This window comes from Streptomyces sp. NPDC093510 (assembly GCF_040683555.1).
GTDB lineage: Bacteria > Actinomycetota > Actinomycetes > Streptomycetales > Streptomycetaceae > Streptomyces.
The window spans coordinates 90,537-113,729 of sequence record NZ_JBFBEE010000015.1; the positions used below are offsets into that span (position 1 = coordinate 90,537).

The 23,193-nt window shown below is 68.6% G+C and carries 19 protein-coding genes; 9 read left to right on the plus strand and 10 right to left on the minus strand.

The genetic code is table 11. The annotated features are described in order from the left end of the window. Positions 1-87: 87 nt before the first annotated feature. Positions 88-1,554, minus strand: a complete 1,467-nt coding sequence (locus AB0N81_RS24580) for a CCA tRNA nucleotidyltransferase (protein WP_365361787.1) — start codon at positions 1,552-1,554, stop codon at positions 88-90. 193 nt (positions 1,555-1,747) lie between these two features. On the opposite strand from AB0N81_RS24580, the gene AB0N81_RS24585 reads away from it, so the two are divergent. From AB0N81_RS24585 to trxA, 7 genes are all read left to right on the plus strand, one after another. Continuing rightward, entirely contained in the window at positions 1,748-4,156 is a 2,409-nt protein-coding gene (locus tag AB0N81_RS24585; RefSeq protein WP_365361789.1) for a DUF6049 family protein, read from the plus strand. A gap of 46 nt (positions 4,157-4,202) precedes the next feature. Beyond that, complete coding sequence (gene murJ, locus AB0N81_RS24590; RefSeq protein WP_365361791.1) at positions 4,203-6,680, plus strand: murein biosynthesis integral membrane protein MurJ; 2,478 nt, start codon at positions 4,203-4,205, stop codon at positions 6,678-6,680. A gap of 118 nt (positions 6,681-6,798) precedes the next feature. Continuing rightward, positions 6,799-8,511: a protein kinase family protein gene (locus tag AB0N81_RS24595; RefSeq protein ID WP_365361793.1), complete on the plus strand. Its 1,713-nt coding sequence runs from the start codon at positions 6,799-6,801 to the stop codon at positions 8,509-8,511. Positions 8,512-8,553: 42 nt separating this feature from the next. Continuing rightward, positions 8,554-9,288, plus strand: coding sequence for an RNA polymerase sigma factor SigM (sigM, locus tag AB0N81_RS24600; protein ID WP_365361795.1), 735 nt, complete (start codon positions 8,554-8,556; stop codon positions 9,286-9,288). Then, positions 9,285-10,268, plus strand: a complete 984-nt coding sequence (locus AB0N81_RS24605) for an anti-sigma factor (RefSeq protein ID WP_365361797.1) — start codon at positions 9,285-9,287, stop codon at positions 10,266-10,268. Before sigM ends, AB0N81_RS24605 begins: the two co-directional genes overlap by 4 nt. Positions 10,269-10,455: 187 nt before the next feature. Next, on the plus strand, positions 10,456-11,415 hold the full coding sequence (gene trxB, locus AB0N81_RS24610) for a thioredoxin-disulfide reductase (RefSeq protein ID WP_365361799.1): 960 nt from the start codon (positions 10,456-10,458) through the stop codon (positions 11,413-11,415). Positions 11,416-11,455: 40 nt separating this feature from the next. Next, positions 11,456-11,785, plus strand: a complete 330-nt coding sequence (trxA, locus tag AB0N81_RS24615; protein WP_365361801.1) for a thioredoxin — start codon at positions 11,456-11,458, stop codon at positions 11,783-11,785. 92 nt (positions 11,786-11,877) lie between these two features. Here trxA and AB0N81_RS24620 read toward each other — a convergent pair whose 3' ends face one another. The 9 genes from AB0N81_RS24620 to rpmH all read right to left on the minus strand — a co-directional run bounded on the left by AB0N81_RS24620 (position 11,878) and on the right by rpmH (position 18,865). Further along, positions 11,878-12,495 carry a GNAT family N-acetyltransferase gene (locus AB0N81_RS24620; RefSeq protein ID WP_365361803.1) on the minus strand — a complete coding sequence of 206 codons (618 nt, stop codon included), beginning with the start codon at positions 12,493-12,495 and terminating at the stop codon, positions 11,878-11,880. Positions 12,496-12,800: 305 nt separating this feature from the next. After that, a complete protein-coding gene (locus AB0N81_RS24625) occupies positions 12,801-13,937 on the minus strand; it encodes a ParB/RepB/Spo0J family partition protein (protein ID WP_365361805.1) in 1,137 nt (378 codons plus the stop codon). Beyond that, positions 13,934-15,010 (minus strand): ParA family protein, encoded by a 1,077-nt coding sequence (locus tag AB0N81_RS24630; protein ID WP_365361806.1) that lies wholly within the window; start codon positions 15,008-15,010, stop codon positions 13,934-13,936. The genes AB0N81_RS24625 and AB0N81_RS24630 overlap by 4 nt, the downstream gene beginning before the upstream one ends. 287 nt (positions 15,011-15,297) lie before the next feature. Then, entirely contained in the window at positions 15,298-16,014 is a 717-nt protein-coding gene (rsmG, locus tag AB0N81_RS24635) for a 16S rRNA (guanine(527)-N(7))-methyltransferase RsmG (RefSeq protein WP_365361808.1), read from the minus strand. A 111-nt stretch (positions 16,015-16,125) separates the two neighbouring features. Then, a complete protein-coding gene (locus AB0N81_RS24640) occupies positions 16,126-16,641 on the minus strand; it encodes a R3H domain-containing nucleic acid-binding protein (RefSeq protein WP_365361810.1) in 516 nt (171 codons plus the stop codon). A gap of 14 nt (positions 16,642-16,655) precedes the next feature. Further along, entirely contained in the window at positions 16,656-17,978 is a 1,323-nt protein-coding gene (gene yidC, locus AB0N81_RS24645) for a membrane protein insertase YidC (RefSeq protein ID WP_365361812.1), read from the minus strand. 3 nt (positions 17,979-17,981) lie between these two features. Continuing rightward, the gene (yidD, locus tag AB0N81_RS24650) at positions 17,982-18,338 is read right to left on the minus strand and encodes a membrane protein insertion efficiency factor YidD (RefSeq protein ID WP_365361814.1); all 357 of its coding nucleotides are present in this window, start codon (positions 18,336-18,338) and stop codon (positions 17,982-17,984) included. Beyond that, positions 18,335-18,706, minus strand: a complete 372-nt coding sequence (gene rnpA / locus AB0N81_RS24655) for a ribonuclease P protein component (RefSeq protein ID WP_365361816.1) — start codon at positions 18,704-18,706, stop codon at positions 18,335-18,337. The genes yidD and rnpA overlap by 4 nt, the downstream gene beginning before the upstream one ends. A gap of 21 nt (positions 18,707-18,727) precedes the next feature. Then, on the minus strand, positions 18,728-18,865 hold the full coding sequence (gene rpmH, locus AB0N81_RS24660) for a 50S ribosomal protein L34 (protein WP_003949374.1): 138 nt from the start codon (positions 18,863-18,865) through the stop codon (positions 18,728-18,730). Positions 18,866-19,232: 367 nt separating this feature from the next. On the opposite strand from rpmH, the gene dnaA reads away from it, so the two are divergent. Together dnaA and dnaN are read left to right on the plus strand one after the other, a co-directional pair. Next, on the plus strand, positions 19,233-21,101 hold the full coding sequence (gene dnaA, locus AB0N81_RS24665; RefSeq protein WP_365361818.1) for a chromosomal replication initiator protein DnaA: 1,869 nt from the start codon (positions 19,233-19,235) through the stop codon (positions 21,099-21,101). Positions 21,102-22,010: 909 nt separating this feature from the next. Next, positions 22,011-23,141 carry a DNA polymerase III subunit beta gene (gene dnaN, locus AB0N81_RS24670; RefSeq protein WP_365361820.1) on the plus strand — a complete coding sequence of 377 codons (1,131 nt, stop codon included), beginning with the start codon at positions 22,011-22,013 and terminating at the stop codon, positions 23,139-23,141. Positions 23,142-23,193: the final 52 nt, after the last annotated feature.

Sequence of the window (23,193 nt, forward strand, 5' to 3'; positions counted from 1 at the left end):
CGGGGTGGTGGATGTTTCACGTGAAACCGTGAGGCCGTGAAGCCGTGAAGCATCCATCCGTGAGGCCGCAAGGCGCCCACCCCCGAGTCAGTCCTGCGCGGCCCACCACTCCTTGAGCGCGGTCGCCGCCGCGTCCCGCTCCATCGGCCCGTTCTCCAGGCGCAGCTCCAGCAGGAACTTGTACGCCTTGCCGATCACCGGGCCCGGGCTCACTCCCAGGATCTCCATGATGTCGTTGCCGTCGAGGTCGGGGCGGATCGAGTCCAGCTCCTCCTGTTCCTGAAGGCGGGCGATGCGCTCCTCCAGGCCGTCGTACGCACGCGACAGGGCGTTCGCCTTGCGCTTGTTGCGCGTCGTGCAGTCGGAGCGGGTCAGCTTGTGCAGCCGCTCCAGGAGCGGTCCCGCGTCGCGTACGTAGCGGCGTACGGCCGAATCCGTCCACTCTCCCGTGCCGTAGCCGTGGAAGCGCAGGTGGAGCTCGACCAGACGCGAAACGTCCTTCACGAGCTCGTTGGAGTACTTGAGCGCCGTCATCCGCTTCTTGACCATCTTGGCGCCGACCACCTCGTGGTGGTGGAAGGAGACACGGCCGTCGCTCTCGAAGCGCCGCGTCTTCGGCTTGCCGATGTCGTGCAGCAGCGCCGCGAGCCGCAGCGTCAGGTCCGGGCCGTCCGTCTCCAGTGCCATCGCCTGCTCGAGGACGATCAGCGAGTGGTCGTAGACGTCCTTGTGGCGGTGGTGCTCGTCCCGCTCCAGACGCAGCGCCGGCAGCTCGGGCAGGACCCGCTCGGCGAGGCCCGTCTCGACCAGGAGGGCCAGGCCCTTGCGCGGGTGTGCGGACAGAAGCAGTTTGTTCAATTCGTCCCGGACGCGTTCCGCGGAGACGATGTCGATGCGCTCGGCCATCGCCTTCATCGCGGCGATGACGTCGGGCGCCACCTCGAAGTCCAGCTGTGCGGCGAAGCGCGCGGCCCGCAGCATGCGCAGCGGATCGTCGGAGAAGGACTCCTCGGGGGTGCCGGGGGTGCGCAGGACGCGCTCCGCCAGGTCCTCCAGCCCGCCGTGCGGGTCGACGAACTCCTTCTCGGGCAGGGCCACGGCCATCGCGTTGACCGTGAAGTCACGGCGTACGAGGTCTTCCTCGATGGAGTCGCCGTAGGACACCTCGGGCTTGCGCGAGGTCCTGTCGTACGCCTCCGAGCGGTACGTAGTGACCTCGACCTGGAAGCTCAGGTCGTCGTCGCCGACCCGGGCGTCCTTCTGGCTGCCGACCGTGCCGAAGGCGATCCCGACCTCCCAGACCGCGTCGGCCCACGGCCGGACGATCTTCAGCACGTCCTCGGGGCGAGCGTCGGTCGTGAAGTCCAGGTCATTGCCGAGCCGGCCCAGAAGGGCGTCCCTGACCGAGCCGCCGACCAGGGCGAGGGAGAACCCGGCCTCCTGGAAACGGCGGGCGAGGTCGTCCGCGACAGGGGACACGCGGAGCAGTTCACTGACCGCGCGGCGCTGCACCTGGCTCAGTGCGCTGGGATTGTCTTCGTTGGCGTTCGGCACAACAGAAAAGGGTACGTGCCCCGGGCGCCCGCGGCCGACCCGATTCCCGCCCGGCCCCACAGGGGTCCTGCCGCCGCTTCCGCCGGGTCTTCCGATCACGTGGAGCAGTCCGCGGCACTTCGCCACAGCGCGCATCGTTACCATGCGTGGACGCACAACCGACGACCACTGACGACGAGGGACGGGCGAACGCGTGGCCGAGGCGGCAGACTTCCCGGGGACAAGCCCCTCACCTGCCCGCCGGTGGCTGCGGCGCACCGCAGCACTGCTGGTGGGTACCCCTTTGCTGGCCGGCCTCCTACAGGCCCCGGCAGGGCCCGTGGCGCAGGCCGCCACACCGAGCGCGAAGATCGGGACGGCCGTGGCCGGCGCGAAGGCCGACGCCACCGGCTCACGCACCGTAGACGTCTCTCTGGACTCGCTCACCCCCAACGCTCCCGATGAGGACGACACACTCACCGTTTCGGGCACGGTCACCAACAACGGCAAGCAGACGGTGACCGGCGCCCAGGTCGGACTGCGCGTCGGCACGCCCCTCACGAGCCGCAGCGCGATCGACAGCGCCGCGAAGCGCACGGGCTTCCAGCCGGGGGCCGAGGGCCGGGAGATCGGCGGGAAGTACGTCGAGAAGTTCGCCAGGCTCGCACCGGGCGTGCGCCAGGACTTCAGCATCTCCGTACCGGTCAAGGCGCTGTCCCTCGGCGTCGACGGCGTCTATCAGCTGGGCGTCGCCCTCACCGGACAGACCAGCACCCAGCCCTACCCCCAGGTGCTCGGCATCAAGCGCACCTTCCTGCCGTGGCAGCCCGACGCCGCCGGCACGAAGACGAAGACCACGGTTATGTGGCCGCTCATCACCTCCACCCACCTCACGGCGAAGACCGGATCCGACGACCAGCAGACGCCAGTCTTCAAGAACGACGACCTGGCCGACGAGCTCGCCCCGGGCGGCCGCCTGGAGCAGCTCCTGTCCCTCGGTAGCCGCCATGACGTCACGTGGGTCATCGATCCGAGCCTGCTCGCCTCGGTCGATGCCATGACGAAGAGCTACCGGATCGAGAACCCCGACGGGAAGACCAGCAGGCCGGGCAAGCACCAGTCGGTCGCAAGCCAGTGGCTCAACGACCTCCAGGCCGCCGTCAAGGGCAAGAAGGTCGTCGCGCTGCCCTTCGCCGACCCCGACCTCGCCTCCCTCGCGCACACCGGCAAGGCGGTCGGTGGCTCTCTCGGGCATCTCAAGGAAGCCACCGAGGTGGGCGCCAGCACGGTGAAGACGATCCTTCAGGTGAAGCCCATCACGGACTTCGCGTGGCCTGCCGACGGGGCCATCGATCCGTCGATCGTCGACGTCGCCACCTCCGCGGGCGCTCACACGGTGATCGCCCGCAGCGACAGCCTCCGCGAGACCGGCGGCCTGTCGTACTCGCCGACCGCGGCCCGGCCCATCGGCGGCGGCACGACCGCCGTGGTGGCCGACGCCCGCCTCTCCACGTCCTTCCAGGGCGACATGACGGAGGCCGGTAACTCCACGCTCGCCGTCCAGGAGTTCCTCGCCCAGAGCCTCATGATCAACCTCCAGGACCCGGACAACCAGCGGAGCGTCGTCGTCGCCCCGCAGCGCATGCCCACGGTGAGCCAGGCCCAGACCATGGAGAAGGCACTGAACGCCCTCTCCGACGGAAAGTGGTCGCAGCCCGAGAGCCTGACCGCCGCCGCGAAGGCCAAGCCGGATCCGCAGGCCACCACCCAGGTGCCGTCGACCGGGGCGTACCCCGCTGCGTTGCGCAAGCAGGAACTTCCGCGGAATTCCTTCGAGACCATCCAGAACACCCAGAACCGCCTGGAAAGCTTCAAGGTGATCCTCACCGAGAAGGACCGCGTGGTCACCCCCTTCGGGAGGGCCATAGACCGGGGGATGTCGACGTCATGGCGCGGTCACGCGGCCGAGGCATCGGCCTACCAGGACAGTGTCTGGGAGTACCTGGAGGACCTCACCAAACAGGTGGCCCTCATCCGGAGGTCCGACGCGAAGCTCTCCGGCCGTAGCGCCACCATTCCGATCTCGGTGCAGAACAACCTGGTGCAGGGCGTCGACCACCTCGTCCTGCGGCTGTACTCGCAGAACCCCACGCGCCTGAAGATCGGCGACGGACAGTTCGAAGAGAAGCCGATCAAGATCGCCGGCGGCCATTCGCAGTCCGTGAAGTTCACGACCACCGCCAACGCCAACGGCCCGGTCCCCGTGTACGCCCGGCTCTACACGGAGGACGGCGAGCCCTACGGCGACGTGATGCGCTTCGACGTCAACGTCACCGAGGTCACCCTCACCGTGATGCTCGTCATCGCGGGTGGGCTCCTCCTGCTCGTGCTCGCCGGGTTCCGGATGTACACCCAGCGCAAGCGGGCGGCCCGGAAGCAGGCCCTGGAGGGACCAGCCCAGAACCCGGACCAGGACCCCGACGAAGGCCCGGACGGGGGTTCCGACGGCGAGTCCGACAGCGGACCCGGGACGGACGACCCCGAGCAGCCGAGTGACCCGACACCGGACACCGCTCCCGAAAGCACGGACCCGTCGGACACGGGTGAGAGAGTGGACCGTTGAGCGATGTCGTGGCCGGTGGGCCCGGGGACGATGAGGTGGGGTAACCATGAACGCGCCGTACGACGGTGACCGTGGCCAGGGCGCGGGCGGCTCCGCCTCGTCCGAGGGCCCGCCGCCCGGCTCCCCCGAGCACGGGCAGGTGCCGCCGCAGCCGGCGCCGGACATGTATCTCCAGGACGCCTACGACCAGGACCCCTACCGGGCGCAGGACCTCTCCGCCCAGGACCCGGTGACCGAGGCGCTCTACGACCGCGCGGCGCACCCCCCGCCACCACCCGGCACCTACCAGCAGCAGCCGCTCTACGCCCAGCCGCCCTCCCCGGAGCACGCCCCCGATCCGCGCGTGTGGGCCCAGCCCCCGGCCCCCGAGCCGGAGGGGCCGACCCGGCACCTCCCCTACGGCGACGACGCCCGCACGACGCAGTTCGTGGGCGTCGACGACCTGGTCACCCAGGCCGGCGAAGAGCGTCACGAGCCGGACGCCTTCGCCCACCTCTTCCGCGACCAGCAGCCCGGTGGCTACCGCGACCAGCAGGGCGCCTACCCGCAGGACGGGTACCAGCAGAACGAGTACCAGCAAGGCGGATATCAGCAGGGCGGCTACCCCCAGAACGGTTACCAGCAGGACGAGTACCAGCAAGGCGGGTACCAGCAGGGCGGCTATCCGCAGGACGGCGGTTACCCCCAGGGGAACGCCTACCAGCAGGGCAACGGCCCCCAGCACTCCCAGCACGGTGATGAATACCAGCAGGGCAACGGCTACCAGCAGCCCGTCGGCGGTGGCTACCCGCCCGCCGCCGAGCAGCCGCTCGTCCCGGGCCCGGCGGCCGCTCCTGCGCCTGCCCAGGCGGCCCCGCCCGCTCCGGCGCCCCCGCCCGCCGCCAAGTCCGGGGGCCGCGCGTCGAGCCTGCTGAAGTCCAGCGCGCTCATGGCGGCCGGCACGCTGGTCTCGCGCCTCACCGGCTTCATCCGCTCCGCCCTGATCGTCTCGGCGCTCGGCGTCGGTCTGCTCGGCGACACCTTCCAGGTCGTCTACCAGATCCCCACGATGATCTACATCCTCACCGTGGGCGGCGGACTCAACTCCGTGTTCGTACCGCAGCTGGTGCGCTCCATGAAGGAGGACGAGGACGGCGGCGAGGCATACGCCAACCGTCTGCTGACCCTCGTCACGATGGCGCTCGCCGCGCTGACCGTCCTCGGTATCGTGCTCGCCCCGCAACTCGTGCGGGTGATGTCCGTTCCCGTCGCCAATGACCCGGCGGCGACCGACGTCGGCACCACCCTGCTGCGCTACTTCCTGCCCTCGATCTTCTTCATGGGCATCCACGTGGTGATGGGGCAGATCCTCAACGTCCGCGGCAAATTCGGCGCGATGATGTGGACGCCGGTCCTCAACAACATCGTCATCATCGCCACGCTCGGCATGTTCATCTGGGTCTACGGGACGGCGGAGACGTCCGGTATGTCCGTCAAGAGCATCCCGCCGGAGGCCGAGCGCCTCCTCGGCGTCGGCGTTCTGCTCGGACTGGTCGTGCAGGCCCTGGCGATGATCCCGTACCTGCGCGAGACCGGTTTCAGGCTGCGTCCGCGCTTCGACTGGAAGGGCCACGGCCTCGGCAAGGCCGCCAAGCTCGCCAAGTGGACGATCCTGTTCGTGCTGGCGAACCAGGCGGGCGCCCTCGTCGTCACCCAGCTGGCCACCGCCGCCACGGTCGACCAGCTCGAGACGGGCGGCATCGGCTTCGCGGCCTACGCCAACGCACAGCTCATCTGGGGGCTCCCGCAGGCCATCATCACGGTCTCCCTGATGGCGGCCCTGCTGCCGAGGCTGGCCCGCTCCGCGAACGACGGAGACTCCGGCTCGGTCCGTGACGACATCTCCCAGGGGCTGCGCACAACGGCCGTCGCGATCGTGCCGATCGCCTTCGGATTCGTCGCGCTCGGCATCCCGATGTGCACCCTGATCTTCGGTTCCTCCGGCAGCTCGCAGGCCACGAACATGGGGTTGATGCTGATGGCCTTCGGCCTCGGCCTGATCCCCTACTCCGTGCAGTACGTCGTGTTGCGCGCCTTCTACGCCTACGAGGACACGCGGACGCCGTTCTACAACACGGTCATCGTCGCCGCCGTGAACGCCGCCGCGTCGGCGGCCTGCTACCTGGTGCTGCCGACCCGCTGGGCCGTCACCGGCATGGCGGCCGTCTACGGACTCGCGTACGCCATGGGCGTGGGTGTCGCCTGGCGCCGGCTGCGGAAGCGGCTCGGCGGCGACCTGGACGGCTCTCGCGTCCTGCGTACGTACGCCAGGCTCGGCATCGCCTCGCTGCCCGCCGCGCTCCTCGGCGGCGGCGCCGCGTACGCGGTCACGCAGGCCCTCGGGCAGGGCGTCCTCGGCTCGCTCGCCGCGCTGGTCGCGGGCGGTGCCGTACTGCTCGGTGTCTACTTCATCGCGGCCAAGCGCATGCGCATCGAGGAGCTCAATTCCATGGTCGGAATGGTCCGCGGCCGTCTCGGTCGGTGAGATCAGCAGGTTCGCACAACCATCGTCGGCCACCGTGTGTCGTGCATAGCGCCGGACTGTGGGCACAATTGGCTTTGGCGTCTGACGAAGCGCAATGGATGGGGAGGCAGGAACGACGGTGGCAGAACGGAGCACGGCTGCCGTCGACGTGGCAGACAACAGCGGCGATGAGCCGCTGACCGCCAAGGCGGAACAGGCCACGGCCGACGGGGTGGCCCAGACCCGGGAGCGGGACACGGCAGCAGACGAAGAGGCGGCGGAGACCGATACGCCGACGAGCCGCGGGGCCTCCTCACCCCCAGAACTGCACAGTGGCCACAAGCTCGCCAGACGCTATCGCCTCGAAGAGTGCGTCACCCGTCTGGACGGTTTCAGCAGCTGGCGTGCGGTCGACGAGAAGCTGCGCCGGGCGGTCGGCGTGCATCTCCTGCCCGCCGACCATCCGCGGGCCCGCTCGGTCCTCGCCGCGGCCCGTTCCTCGGCGTTGCTCGGCGACCCGCGCTTCGTACAGGTCCTGGACGCCGTCGAGGAGAACGACCTCGTCTACGTCGTCCACGAGTGGCTGCCGGACGCCACGGAGCTCACCGCGCTCCTCGCCGCGAGCCCGCTCGAGGCCCACGACGCCTATCAGCTGGTGAGTCAGGTCTCCCAGGCGATGGCCGCCGCGCACCGCGAGGGCCTCGCGCACCTGCGGCTGACCCCGAGCGCCGTGCTGCGCACCTCCACGGGCCAGTACCGCATCCGTGGCCTCGCCGTGAACGCCGCGCTGCGCGGCATCAGCTCCGACACGCCGCAGCGCACGGACACGGAGGCGATCGGCGCTCTCCTGTACGCCTCGCTGACCCAGCGCTGGCCCTACGAGGACGATGCGTACGGCCTCTCCGGGCTGCCCAAGGCCGTCGGGCTCATCGCCCCCGACCAGGTGCGCGCGGGCGTCCACCGGGGCCTGTCGGAGCTCGCCATGCGCGCGCTCGTCAACGACGGCGCCACCGCTTCTCGACAGGATCCTCCGTGCACGACGCCGGAGGAGCTGGTGAAGGCGATCGGCGAGATGCCCCGCATCCGCCCGCCTGAGCCCGCGTTCACCGCTCCGCCCGAGTACCAGCGCACCACCTACCAGCAGGGCACGTACGGCCGTCCGGCGGCCCACCCCGGGGCCACGCAGCCCGTGCCCACCCCGCCGCCCCCGCTGCAGAGCCGTACCGGCAGGGTCCTCAAGTGGGGTGTCTCCGCACTGCTCATCGCCGCGCTCGGCCTGGGCAGCTGGCAGCTGGCCGATGCCCTGATGGACCGCGAGAACTCCGGGGACACGGGCAAGACGAACACCGACACGGGCGGCGACAAGGGCCAGCCCAAGCCCAAGAAGCCGATCAGCATCAAGAACGGCCAGGAGCTCGTCCTCAAGGGCGACCCCCAGGACCCGGGGAACGTCCGTCGCACCTTCGACTCGGACCGTGCCTCGCTCTGGCGCACCAAGACGTTCAAGGAGGGGCCGCCGCTCGCCCCGTACAAGCCCGGTGTCGGTATCGTCTACGACCTCGGCTCGGAGCAAGAGGTCTCCGAGGCGTCCGTATCCCTTCTGTACGGCGGCGAGCGCACGACGATCTCGCTGTACGCCACGGATTCGCTGACTCCCTCGACGGACATCAGCTCCATGAAGAAGATCGGCACCGCCAGCACGTCGGGCACCACTGCGAAGATCAAGGCCAAGAAGGCCGTCAAGTCGCAGTACGTGCTCCTCTGGATGACCGAAGTCCCGAACTCCGGTGTCGACGGGTTCTACGGCGCGGGGTACAAGCAAGCGATCAAGGACGTGCAGCTCAAGGGCTGAGGGATCGGCCCGCCACAGCTCACTGGGGGAGGGGGTTCGACGGTGGACAGCGCCGCACACGGCGACATGAGTGATCAGGATCTCCTCGCCGGTCACGTCGCCGGCGACAAGGACGCCTTCGGTGAGCTCGTGCGGCGCCACCGTGACCGGCTGTGGGCCGTGGCGCTGCGCACCCTCGGAGACCGCGAGGAGGCCGCTGACGCGGTCCAGGACGCCTTGGTCTCGGCCTACCGTGCGGCCCACACGTTCCGCGGCCAGTCCGCCGTGACGACGTGGCTGCACCGCATCACCGTGAACGCCTGCCTCGACCGGGCGCGCAAGGCGGCCTCCCGCAAGACCTCGCCGATCGACGACACCGAGCGTCTCGAACAGCTCCTGGAGCCGGAGGAGTCGGCCGCGGCTCCGGTCGAGCGGGGCGACCTCCACCGGGAGCTTCTGGAGGCGCTGGGCACCCTTCCTCACGACCAACGCGCCGCGCTCGTCCTGGTCGACATGCAGGGCTACCCGGTGGCCGAGGCGGCCCGCGTCCTCGACATCCCCACGGGCACGGTCAAGAGCCGTTGCGCGCGCGGCAGAGCCAGACTGCTGCCGCTGCTCACTCATCTGCGTACGAATCCATCGCCGCACGACGGGGACAGTGGCGCCGACGAGGGAAGCAAGAAGCCCGGCTCGGGAAGGAACCGGACGCAGGGGACATCCGTCCCACCGGCAGCAGGGCCACGGGACACAGGACCAAGCGATTCAGCTGCCGTGAAGGGCGGAGGTGGGCGAGCGTGACAACCGCGACCGACTCGGCCGGGCACCCCGAGGTCGCTGAGATCTCCGATCTGACCGAGGGTCTGCTCTCCCCGTCGCGCACGCGCGACGTGCGGCAGCACCTGGACAGCTGTGAACTCTGCGCCGATGTCTACGCCTCCCTGGAGGAGATCCGGGGCATGCTCGGCACGCTACCGGGCCCGCCACGTATGCCGGCCGATGTCGCCGGACGCATCGACGCGGCTCTGGCGGCCGAAGCGCTGCTGGACTCCACCGCTCCCGAAGGCCCTGCTCCTGAGGACCCGTCTCAGGACGCGATTCCCGAGCCCGTATCCGTTGCTTCGGCTCCGTCCAGTTCCACGTCGTCGCCTGGCGCCGCGCGTGTTTCACGTGAAACAACATCCACCTCTGCCTCGTCCGGGGCTGGCGACCGGCCCGCAGGACATTCCCGTGCGGCCACCGGCCCGGGGCGGAGCAGCCGACCGCGCCGCACGCGTCGACGCACCACGATGCTCGGCGCCGTCTTCACCGCGGCCGCCATCGGGCTCGGCACTCTGTTGATCCAGACCATGGGCGGAGATTCCGGCGGGACCACCGGAGCGCCCCCGGACCGACGGGACACCGCCAACTCCTTCTCCGAAGGAAAGCTCAAGGGACGCGTCACTGACCTCCTTGAGAAGAACGCCGTCAACGACACCGGCGGAAAGTCGGACGCCTCGACGCCGTCCTTCGACATCCGCAACAGCCCAGAGTCCCCCAAGATGGCCTCCCCGAAGCGCGCGGTCCAGGTGCCGGACTGCATTCAGCGCGGGATCGGCGACAAGACACCACTCGCCGCCGAGGAGGGCTCGTACGAGGGCAAGCGCGCCTACCTCGTCGTGGTGCCCCATGACTCCGACACCACCAAGGTGTCCGCGTACGTCGTCGACGCCGCCTGCGTGGGCAAGTCCTCGCCCTCCGCAGGCAAGGTCCTCGTGACGCACGTCTATCCGCAGAGCTGACACCAGGTCGAGCGGGCATGTGGGGCATGGTCCTGTGGTGCATGGCACCCCTCGTCCTGACACGCTTCCGTGCGCTCGGACACGTCGGGGAATGCAAGCCCCGTAGGATCCGTTGGGTGGGGTGAGAGTCCTGAGACAGGCACCCACCAGCAGTACGCAGCAGTCCCCAGAGACGAGGAATCAAGCCGTGACCGACGTCCGTAACGTGATCATCATCGGCTCCGGGCCCGCCGGCTACACGGCGGCGCTCTACACCGCGCGCGCGTCGCTGAAGCCGCTGGTGTTCGAGGGCGCCGTCACCGCAGGCGGTGCGCTGATGAACACCACCGAGGTGGAGAACTTCCCCGGCTTCCAGGACGGTGTCATGGGCCCCGAGCTCATGGACAACATGCGGGCCCAGGCCGAGCGCTTCGGTGCCGAGCTCGTGCCCGACGACGTCGTCGCCGTCGACCTCACCGGTGAGATCAAGACCGTGACGGACACCGCCGGCACCGTGCACCGCGCGAAGACCGTCATCGTCACCACCGGCTCCCAGCACCGCAAGCTCGGCCTGCCGAACGAGGACGCCCTCTCCGGACGTGGCGTCTCCTGGTGCGCCACCTGCGACGGCTTCTTCTTCAAGGACCAGGACATCGCCGTGATCGGTGGCGGTGACACCGCGATGGAGGAGGCCACCTTCCTCTCGCGCTTCGCCAAGTCCGTGACGATCGTCCACCGCCGCGACAGCCTGCGCGCCTCGAAGGCGATGCAGGAGCGCGCCTTCGCCGACCCGAAGATCAAGTTCATCTGGGACAGCGAGATCGCCGAGATCAAGGGTGAGCAGAAGCTCTCCGGCCTGACGCTGCGCAACCTCAAGACGGGCGAGACGTCCGAGCTGCCGGTGACGGGCCTGTTCATCGCGATCGGCCACGACCCGCGTACGGAGCTCTTCAAGGGCCAGCTGACGCTCGACGACGAGGGCTACCTCAAGGTCGACGCTCCCTCGACCCGGACGAACGTGCCCGGTGTCTTCGGCGCCGGCGACGTCGTCGACCACACGTACCGTCAGGCGATCACGGCGGCCGGCACCGGCTGCTCCGCCGCTCTCGACGCCGAGCGCTTCCTCGCTGCCCTCGTCGACAGCGAGACGGCGGCCGTCACCGCCTGACACCTCTTCCCCACCGCACAACCGAGTTAAGGAGCCTCCCGTGGCCGACCTGAAGAACGTGACCGACGCCTCCTTCGAGGAGGACGTCCTCAAGAGCGACAAGCCCGTACTGGTGGACTTCTGGGCTTCCTGGTGCGGCCCGTGCCGTCAGATCGCCCCCTCCCTTGAGGCGATCGCGAAGGAGCACGGCGACAAGATCGAGGTCGTCAAGCTCAACATCGACGAGAACCCCGGCACGGCCGCCAAGTACGGCGTCATGTCGATCCCGACCCTGAACGTGTACCAGGGCGGCGAGGTCGCCAAGACCATCGTCGGCGCCAAGCCGAAGGCCGCGATCGAGAAGGACCTGGCGGACTTCATCTCCGAGTAATCGGTGGCGATGTTTCACGTGAAACACGAATGGACCAGTCCCTGAGGGGCTGGTCCATTCGCCTTTTTCAGCGGCCTGAGGCTCAGTTCGTTCTACAGCGGCCGGAGGGCGGGCTCCTTCTGCACCGCTCCCAGGAGCCGGTCGAGTGCCATCTCGACGTCCTCCTTCCAGGAGAGCGTCGTACGCAGTTCGAGCCGCAGCCGCGGGTAGGAGGGGTGCGGGCGGACCGTCTTGAAGCCCACCGCCAGAAGGTGCTCGGCGGGCAGCACGCACGCCGGCTTCTCCCACCGTGCGTCACCGAATGCCTCGATCGCCTTGAAGCCTCTGCGCAGGAGATCCTTCGCCACCGTCTGGACGATCACCCGTCCGAGCCCCTGCCCTTGATAGCCGGGCATGATCCAGGCCGTCATCAGCTGAACGGCATCCGGGGACACGGGGCTCGTGGGGAACGCCGTGGAGCGGGGAACGTACGCAGGGGGTGCGTAGAGCACGAAGCCCACCGGTACGTCGTCCACGTAGACGACCCGGCCGCAGGAGCCCCACTCAAGCAGGACGGCGGAGATCCACGCCTCCTTCTCCAGCTCCGGAGTGCCGGCCTTTACCGCGGCCTCGCCGCTGACCGGGTCCAGCTCCCAGAAGACACAGGTCCGGCAACGCTCGGGGAGGTCCGGGAGGTTGTCCAGTGTGAGCGGTACGAGCCGACGCCCCATGAAGGCGGTTCCTCACTTCCATCGGCCGCCGCGCTGCGGGCGGCTGTCAGCGCGCTGCGTTCCCTGAGCAGGCTGCCGACGAAGCCGCCGACCGCTCCCAGCCCGAGGCCCGCGGTCATCAGTCCGGTGCGGCTCATCGATCGCATGGCCCCCGCCTCCCCAATGAGGTGCCGTCAGGTGGATGCGCCATACCCGAACGCATCGTATCCACGATGAGATGGCATCGAAACCGCAGGAAAGCAAAGAGCGGGCTGTGTCCGGTACAGACCGGACACAGCCCGCTCTCGCGGTGCTGACTCTGCTGATCAAGCCTTGTCGTCCTCGGAGGCCTCATCCGAACCGTCTTCGGCCAACCCGTTCTTCAGAACCGGCCCCTCGCCCGGAGCCAGCGTGCTGAGGATGCGCTCCAGGTCTTCGAGAGAGGCGAAGTCGACGACGATCTTCCCCTTCTTCTGGCCCAGGTCCACCCTCACCCGGGTCTCGAACCGGTCGGAGAGCCGAGTGGCGAGGCTGCTCAGAGCCGGCGAGAGCCGGGCACCGGCGCGCGGCCCCTTGGCCTTCGGAGCACTCTGCGGCCGCGAACCCATGAGGGTCACAATCTCCTCGACGGCACGCACCGAGAGGCCCTCGGCGACGATCCGGTGCGCGAGCCGGTCCTGCTCCTCCGAGTCCTCGACGGAGAGCAGCGCCCGGGCATGCCCGGCGGAGAGCACTCCGGCGGCGACCCGTCGCTGTACCGCCGGCGAGAGCTTCAGCAGCCGCAGCGTGTTGGAGACCTGCGGGCGGGACCGGCCGATGCGGTCCGCCAGCTGGTCGTGTGTGCAGTTGAAGTCCTTGAGCAACTGGTCGTAGGCGGCAGCCTCTTCCAGCGGGTTCAGCTGGGCACGGTGCAGGTTCTCCAGCAACGCGTCCAGGAGAAGCTTCTCGTCGTCCGTGGCCCGCACGATGGCGGGGATGCGCTCCAGACCCGCCACCCGGCAGGCCCGCCAGCGCCGCTCACCCATGATGAGCTCGTAGCGCGCGGGACCCGTCTGCCGTACGACGACCGGCTGGAGAAGCCCGACCTCCTTGATGGAGGTCACCAGCTCGGCGAGAGCGTCCTCGTCGAACACCACGCGCGGCTGCTGCGGGTTGGGCGAGATGGAGTCCAGCGGCACCTCGGCGAAGTACGCGCCGGCCACGCTCTGGCTCTCCGGAGTCTCCGCGGCCTGCCGGGGCGGCTCCACCGTTTCATGTGAAACAGGGCTCTGCTCAGGAGACACAGGACTCTGCGGGAGAGCCGTCACCTTCGCGGCCGCCACGCCTCGCTCGGCAGTCAGTACCGGCACCGCCGAGGGGGACGTGGAGGCTCCGCCCACACTCTGCGGGGCCTGCTTCTCCGTCGGGGCTGCGGGGATCAAGGCACCGAGGCCTCGCCCCAGTCCTCTGCGTCGCTCGCTCACTGCATCCCCTCCGTCATGCTGTGCTGGTCGTTCTGAGCGCCCATGTGGGCGTGCTGGACGTCGTAGCGCACTCCGACCCCGCGCAGCGCGATCTCGCGTGCCGCTTCGAAGTAGGAGAGGGCGCCACTCGATCCGGGATCGTAGGTGAGCACCGTCTGGCCGTAGCTCGGGGCTTCGGAGATACGGACCGACCGCGGGATGCTCGTCCGCAGGACCTCGTCGCCGAAGTGGTTGCGCACCTCGTCCGCCACCTGGGAGGCGAGCCGGGTCCTGCCGTCGTACATGGTGAGCAGGATCGTCGACACGTGCAGGTTCGGGTTGAGGTGGCCCCGCACCAGGTCGACGTTGCGCAGGAGCTGACCCAGCCCTTCCAGTGCGTAGTACTCGCACTGAATGGGGATCAGCACCTCCGCGCCGGCCACCAGGGCGTTGACCGTCAGAAGGCCCAGCGACGGCGGGCAGTCGATGAGGATGTAGTCCAGCGGCTGCTCGTACGCCTGGATCGCCCGCTGCAGCCGGCTCTCCCGCGCGACCAGCGACACGAGCTCGATCTCCGCACCGGCGAGGTCGATGGTGGCCGGGGCGCAGAAGAGGCCCTCGACATCGGTCACCGGCTGGACGACCTCGGCGAGCGGCTTGCTGTCGACCAGTACGTCGTAGATGGACGGCACTTCGGCGTGGTGGTCGATACCGAGAGCCGTGGAGGCGTTGCCCTGCGGGTCGAGGTCGATCACCAGGACGCGTGCGCCGTGCAGAGCGAGCGAGGCGGCGAGATTGACGGTCGTCGTCGTCTTGCCCACTCCGCCCTTCTGGTTGGCGACCACCATGACGCGGGTCTGCTCGGGGCGAGGCAGGCCCTCGCCTGCGCGGCCGAGCGCTTCCACCGCCAGTTGGGCAGCACGACCGATGGGGGTGTCGTCCATCGGGGTCGGTGTTTCACGTGAAACATCCTCCCCCGCCGACTCGGTACGGGGACCGGGGACCGGATCGGTCATCGGTCCCGCGATGTTGGCGTCGGACCGCAAGGATTCACTCTCCTCGACATCAGGCTCGCAATGAACAGAGCCTCCCATGCTTTCAGGGTCGTGAACCAGCGAGGCCCGGTCTTCTGTGGACGAATCCACCTCTGTGGACAACTCCGTGCCCTTATCGAGGGAACCGAGTGGTCGACGGTCGCGAGGTTCCGCAGCGCGGCCGCGACTGATGATGCCATGCAGCAGTGAGCGACGTTTCACGTGAAACACGATGCACGGCAGCCGGGGTGCCGCTGGCGCGACACCCCGGTATGCGTACGTTTGGCAGCTTGTGTGGAGTACGGCTCGTCGTCAGGACGGATCAATGACGGCGGGCCGTGGACGTCTCAGCGGCGACGCCGCGTGCGTCCGGTGCGGGCGGCCTTGGCACGCTTCGCCGCGAAGCGCACACCGCCGGGGCTCTCTCCGACCTCGACCCGTACGACGGTGGATCGCGGGTCCACCACTCCCTCGCCGACGTGCAGCACGGAAGTGTCCACCGCACCGAGCTTGCTCAGGGCGGCACCTGCCGCCTTGACCTCTTCTTCGGCGGTGTCTCCCTTGAGGAGCAGCATCTCCCCGTACGGACGCAGCAGCGGGACGCCCCAGGCCGCCAGGCGGTCCAGCGGAGCCACGGCCCGCGCGGTCACCACATGGACGGGAGGGAGCTTGCCGAGGACTTCCTCGGCACGGCCTCGGACGACCGTCACGTGGTCAAGGCCGAGCAGCTCGACGACTTCGGTGAGGAAGTTCGTGCGCCGCAGCAGCGGCTCGAGGAGCGTGATCTTCAAGTCGGGGCGGACGAGGGCCAGTGGAATCCCCGGCAGTCCGGCACCGGATCCGACATCGCACACCGTGACGCCCTCCGGGACGACCTCGGACAGTACGGCGCAGTTCAGCAGGTGCCGCTCCCACAGGCGCGGTACTTCGCGAGGACCGATCAGGCCTCGCTGGACCCCCGCGTCGGCGAGCAGTTCCGCGTAGCGAACCGCGTCCGCGAAGCGATCACCGAATACCGTCCGGGCCTCTTCCGGCGCCGGGGGGAGCTCCGCTGCCTCCGTCACGGGGACCGTCCTTCCGTACCGCACTGGGGGTGGCTGTCTATCGGCTGTCTATCAGGCTGACAAAGATCGGCCCCGCCTGCGAACAGACGGGGCCGGTTGACGCTGTGTCGATCAGGCGGGGAGTACGACGACGAAGCGCTGCGGCTCCTCGCCCTCGGACTCGCTGCGCAGACCGGCGGCCTTGACCGCGTCGTGCACGACCTTGCGCTCGAACGGCGTCATCGGCTCGAGCTTGGCCGGCTCACCGCTGCTCTTCACCTCGGCCGCGGCCTTGGCGCCCAGCTCCGAGAGCTCCTCGCGCTTCTTGGCGCGGTAGCCCCCGATGTCCAGCATCAGGCGGCTGCGGTCACCGGTCTCGCGGTGCACGGCGAGACGCGTGAGTTCCTGAAGGGCCTCCAGGACCTCACCGTCGCGGCCGACCAACTTCTGCAGATCGCGGCTGCCACTGTCACTGATGATCGACACAGCGGCGCGGTCGGCCTCGACATCCATGTCGATGTCGCCGTCGAGGTCGGCGATGTCCAGCAGACCCTCGAGGTAGTCCGCCGCGATCTCACCCTCCTGCTCAAGGCGGGTGAGGGTGTCGCCGGCCTCAGCTGCGGCGGAGGTGGTGGTGCCTTCCGTCACGGGATGGGCTCCTTCTACTTCTTGGAGGACGGGTGCTTGGGCCGCTGCTGGCCCTTGCGCTGCTGTCCCGACTTGGCACGGCTGCGCTGACCGGAGCCGGGCTTGTTGCCCTGCTTGTTGCCACCGGCCTGCTTGGTCTGGGGGGAGGCGGCGGAGTCGTCCTCGGGCGTCGCCGTGGTCTTCTCCAGCGACAGCTTCGCGTCGGCGGGTTCGTCGGCCTTGGTGGCACCGGCCGCGCCCTGCGTGGTGGCGGCCTGGCGCTTGGACTTGCTCTGGCGCTTGGGCTGCTGACGCTTCGGGGCACCGCCGACGGGAGTGCCGTCCTCGGTCTCCGTCACGACGGAGGTGTCGCTCTCCGCCACGGTGCCGTCGGCCTGGGCCGCGAGGCCCGCCTTGGTCAGACCGTTGATGAACTTGCGCTCGAACTCGTTGCGGTCCCGGCCCTTGGCGACGATCGCCTTGATGACGTTCGTGTTGCCACGCCCCCGCACCTTCTTGTGGTGCGTGACCTGCTTCTGCAGACGCTCCAGGAACGCGGCCTGAGCCTTGGAGCCCGGGGTCGGGTTCCGGCGGATCACGAACATCTGCTGGCCCATGGTCCACACGTTGGTGGTCAGCCAGTAGACGAGGACACCGACGGGGAAGTTGATGCCGAAGACGGCGAACATGATCGGGAAGACGTACATCAGCATCTTCTGCTGCTGCATGAACGGCGTCTTGACCGTGGTGTCCACGTTCTTCGTCATCAGCTGGCGCTGGGTGAAGAACTGGGACGCCGACATCAGGATGATCATGACCGCGGTGATGACCCGGACGTCCGTCAGCGTGGCGCCGAGGGAAGCGACCTTGTCCGCGCTGTCCGTGAACTTCGCGGCCAGCGGGGCGCCGACGATGTGCGCCTTACGCGCGCTCTCGAGGAGCGGGCCGTCGATGACGCCGATTTCCTTGCCCGTCGCGATGCCGTTCAGCACGTGGTACAGGGCGAAGAAGAACGGCGACTGCGCCAGGATGGGAAGGCACGAGGAGAGCGGGTTGGTGCCCGACTCCTTGTACAGCTTCATCATCTCTTCGGACTGGCGCTGCTTGTCGCTCTTGTAGCGCTCCTGGATCTTCTTCATCTCGGGCTGCAGCGTCTGCATCGCCCGAGTGGCCTTGATCTGCTTCACGAAGAGCGGGATCAGACAGATCCGGATGAGGATCACCAGGGACACGATGGACAGGCCCCAGGCCCAGCCCGTGTCGGGACCGAAGATCTTCCCGTACACCGAGTGGAACTGGACGATGACCCACGAAACTGGTGTCGTGATAAAGCTGAAGAGACTGGCAATCGTGTCCACTAATCAGGCTCCTTGAGCATGGGACGGGGTCTCGGTCTCGGCGGCCGTTCCAGGGGGGAGATCCCCGGTCGGCGCGCTTGCGGCGGAGGGCCCGCCCTTGCGTTCGCGCCAGGCGGCGCGCAGCATCTCGTGCCACCGCGGACGCTTGCGCGGCGGAACATGGTCGACACCACCGAGCGACCACGGATTGCACCGCAGGATGCGCCAGCCGGTGAGCGCCGTTCCCTTGATCGCACCGTGCCGGTCGATGGCCAGGTAGCCGTAGCGGGAACACGACGGGTAGTACTTGCACACCGGGCCCAGGAGCGGACTGATCGTCCACTGGTACAGCTTGATCAGAGCCAGCAGCGGGTACTTCATCGCGCGCCCCCTCCCAGCAGCCGCTCCAAGGCGGTGTCCAGGTCTCGGGCCAGCTGTGCATGGTCGGCGTCACCCGCTCCGGGCAGCGCTCGTACTACTACCAGGCTACCGGGGGGCACCAGGGCCAACCGGTCGCGCATGAGGTGACGGAGTCTGCGCTTCACGGTGTTGCGTACGACAGCTCCACCCACGGCCTTGCTCACGACGAAACCCGCACGTGTCGGGGGAAGACTCTCCCCTGGCACGTGCGGGTCCGTTGCGCCGCTACGTAGATGGACGACGAGAAGCGGGCGTCCGGCCCGGCGTCCTCGGCGTACCGCGGTCGCGAAGTCTTCGCGCCGCCTCAGCCGATGCTCGGTAGGCAGCACGACGTCATGACCTGATCGGGATCAGGCGGACAGGCGGGCGCGACCCTTGCCACGGCGGGACGCGAGAATCGCGCGGCCGGCACGGGTGCGCATGCGCAGCCGGAAGCCGTGGGTCTTGGCGCGACGACGGTTGTTCGGCTGGAAGGTGCGCTTGCTCACTCGGGGGCTCCAGAAATGATTCGTTGGTGGCGGGACATCGCCTGGCTGTCACCGTGCGCCCACGAGAAGCTCGCGAATACGCACCGAGTGCACCGCTTCACAATCACAGATCGTGATCTTTGCCCATCGGAGGCAGGCGGCAGCAGCCATCGACAACTCGACCTGGTCACGGTACGCGGGGCTACGCCATCCGGTCAAACCGGCCATCGAGGGGAGACACTGTGCACAGCCTGTGGACAACAACTTGAACCCTACCCGTCGCCCTGACTACCGTGACGGAACTCCGATTCGTTCCCTTCCTTCTCCCCATCCCGATTTCCGTCCCGAGAACCACACGTTCGTGGGACCCCGTGAGAGAGCGTGCCCTGTGGCTGACGTACCTGCCGATCTTGCCGCAGTGTGGCCACGAGTTCTGGAGCATCTGCTGGGTGAGGGCCGCGGGCAGGGAGTCGAGGCGAAGGACGAGCGGTGGCTCCGGAGCTGCCAGCCCCTGGCGCTCGTCGCCGACACCGCCCTGCTCGCCGTTCCGAACGAATTCGCCAAGGGCGTACTGGAGGGCCGTCTCGCCCCCGTCGTCAGCGAGACCCTGAGCCGCGAATGCGGTCGTCCGATCCGTATCGCCATCACCGTCGACGACTCCGTGGGCGAGCCCGCCGGCCCGCCGGCACCGCCCATGCAGCACCAGCACAATCAGCAGCAACAGCACCCTCATCAGCAGCGTTACGAAGAGCCCGAGCTGCCGCCCGCCTCCGGTCAGGGGCGCGAGACGTACGAAAGCTACGGACGCCGTCCCGCGGACGATCACCAGGGCGACTCCCGGTCCGACCAGATGCCGACCGCACGCCCCGCCTACCCCGAGTACCAGCGACCGGGGCCCGGCGCCTGGCCGCAGCAGCCCCAGCCGCAGGACGACTACGGCTGGCAGCAGCCGCGGCTCGGCTTCCCCGACAGGGACCCGTACGCGAACCCGGTCCAGCAGCCGCAGCACGACTACCGCTCGCAGCCTCCGCAGGACCGTTCGCCGTACGAGCAGCGGCGTCCCGAACCGCAGGACCGGCGTGAGCGCCACGACATGTCCGAGCCGCCCGGCGGCCCACGTGGCGGCGGAGTGCACCGGGGCGGTCCTGTCGGCCCCACCTCGTCGAGCGGCGCCCCGGGGCCGCTGGCCGCACAGCCGGCGCCCGCGACGGGACCCGGCGAGCCCACCGCACGCCTCAACCCGAAGTACCTCTTCGACACCTTCGTCATCGGCGCGTCGAACCGGTTCGCGCACGCGGCCGCGGTGGCCGTCGCCGAAGCGCCCGCGAAGGCGTACAACCCCCTCTTCATCTACGGAGAGTCGGGGCTCGGCAAAACGCACCTGCTGCACGCGATCGGGCACTACGCCCGCAGCCTCTACCCCGGCACGCGCGTGCGCTACGTGAGCTCGGAGGAGTTCACCAACGAGTTCATCAACTCGATCCGCGACGGCAAGGGCGACAGTTTCCGCAAGCGCTACCGCGAGATGGACATCCTGCTCGTCGACGACATCCAGTTCCTGGCGGACAAGGAGTCGACGCAGGAGGAGTTCTTCCACACCTTCAACACGCTCCACAACGCGAACAAGCAGATCGTGCTCTCCAGCGACCGGCCGCCCAAGCAGCTGGTCACGCTGGAGGACCGGCTGCGCAACCGCTTCGAGTGGGGGCTGATCACCGACGTCCAGCCGCCGGAGCTGGAGACGCGAATCGCGATCCTTCGTAAGAAGGCGGTGCAGGAGCAGCTCAACGCCCCGCCGGAGGTGCTCGAGTTCATCGCCTCGCGGATCTCCCGGAACATCCGTGAGCTGGAAGGGGCGCTGATTCGGGTCACCGCGTTCGCGTCGCTCAATCGGCAGCCCGTGGACCTGGGGCTCACGGAGATCGTCCTCAAGGACCTCATCCCTGGCGGCGAGGACGCGGCTCCGGAGATCACCGCGCCGGCCATCATGGCGGCGACGGCCGACTACTTCGGCCTGACGGTGGACGACCTGTGCGGATCCTCGCGCAGTCGCGTGCTGGTGACGGCCCGGCAGATCGCCATGTACCTGTGCCGGGAGCTGACCGACCTCTCCTTGCCGAAGATCGGCGCGCAGTTCGGCGGCCGCGACCACACGACCGTGATGCACGCGGACCGCAAGATCCGCGCGCTGATGGCCGAGCGGCGCTCCATCTACAACCAGGTCACCGAGCTCACCAACCGCATCAAGAACGGCTGACAGCCGCCGATCCACGCCGCTGAGGGCGCTCCAGGACACCTCCTGGGGCGCCTTTTTGCTGTGCCGCGACGTCTTCGACGGCCTGTCAGCGGCTTCGGCAGGCGTGTGTGCGTGTCAGGACTGTTCGATTTCCCCTGTTCAGGGGCCTGTTCTCCACAGATGTGCGAACTTTTTTCCCTCCACACCCTGGGGACTGGGAAGTTGTCCAGACGCTGTCCACAGGGGAACCTGCTGAGAGATCATCAGGCCAGGTCAGGTGACTGTGGATTCGTGGACGACGACTCTCCACAGGCTGTGGAGAAAAAACTCGTCCACAGGCTGTGCATGAAGTTGTCCACCGGCGGCCCACAGACTGGGGCTCGTTGTCCCCAGCTTTCCCCAGCTTCTCCACACGGCTGTCCACTGTTCGGCAACGCGACGCGCCTCCTCACCGAGTCGAGTGAAAGGCGTCACACCAAGGTGGTCGGTTGGCCTGTGGGGAAGCTGGGTAAAGCTGGGGACAGCGCTGGGGAGAAGTGGCCCCTGCCTGTGCACCGGGTGTGCAGAACTTTCGCCCGTCCACAGAAACACCTGGTTGTCCACCGGTGTCGCCCACAGGGTCAGTGGATAAAAAACCGGGCCTGACCAGCGCTTTCGCGGTTATCCACGGTTTCCACAGCCCCTACTACTACTCCCAACTAGAGAGACCGGGGAAATGGTTTCGAAGCTGGGGCTGTGCACAACTCTCGCTCCGGGGCTCCGACACCGCTCGGCACGACTTGACCCCGACAGGCACCGACTGTCAGTGCAGTGCGTCAGACTGGACCCCGGTGTCCTTCCCACGGCATGGCTGAGAGACACCGAGTCAGACGACGAGGGCCACAGGCCCAGCGGGCGAGAGCAGCCAGCAACAGCAGGAGGGCGGCTTAGGTGAAGATCCGGGTTGAACGCGACGTACTCGCGGAGGCGGTGGCCTGGGCGGCGCGCAGCCTCCCGGCCCGGCCGCCAGCGCCCGTCCTCGCGGGCCTGCTGCTGAAGGCAGAGGAAGGCGCACTGAGCCTGTCGAGCTTCGACTACGAGGTCTCGGCGCGTGTCTCGGTGGACGCGGAGATCGATGAGGAAGGCACGGTCCTCGTATCGGGCCGGCTGCTCGCGGACATCTGCCGCGCGCTCCCCAACCGCCCCGTGGAGATCTCCACAGACGGTGTACGGGCGACGGTGGTCTGCGGCTCCTCGCGATTCACACTCCACACGCTTCCTGTGGAGGAGTACCCCGCGCTGCCGCAGATGCCGACTGCCACGGGCACTGTCCCCGGTGAGGTCTTCGCCTCCGCCGCCTCCCAGGTGGCCATCGCCGCGGGCCGTGACGACACGCTGCCCGTCCTGACCGGTGTGCGCATCGAGATCGAGGGCGACACGGTCACCCTGGCCTCCACCGACCGCTACCGCTTCGCGGTCCGTGAGTTCCTGTGGAAGCCGGAGAACCCCGAGGCGTCCGCGGTGGCCCTGGTGCCCGCCAAGACGCTCCTGGACACCGCCAAGGCCCTCACGAGCGGCGACACGGTCACCCTGGCCCTGTCCGGCTCGGGTGCCGGCGAGGGCCTGATCGGCTTCGAGGGCGCCGGTCGGCGTACGACCACGCGTCTCCTCGAGGGTGACCTGCCGAAGTACCGCACGCTGTTCCCGACCGAGTTCAACTCGGTGGCAGTGATCGAGACCGCCCCCTTCGTAGAGGCCGTCAAGCGTGTGGCCCTGGTCGCCGAGCGCAACACGCCGGTGCGGCTCAGCTTCGAGCAGGGCGTGCTGATCCTGGAGGCGGGCTCCAGCGACGACGCACAGGCTGTGGAAAGGGTCGACGCCCAGCTCGACGGCGACGACATCTCGATCGCCTTCAACCCGACGTTCCTGCTCGACGGCCTCAGCGCGATCGACTCGCCGGTCGCCCAGCTCTCTTTCACGACGTCGACGAAGCCCGCGCTGCTCAGCGGCAAGCCGGCCGTGGACGCCGAGGCGGACGACGCCTACAAGTACCTGATCATGCCTGTACGTCTGAGCGGCTGAGCCCACAGGTGTGAGCGTGCGTCCGGGCGTAGGCTCGGACGCAGGTACGAAA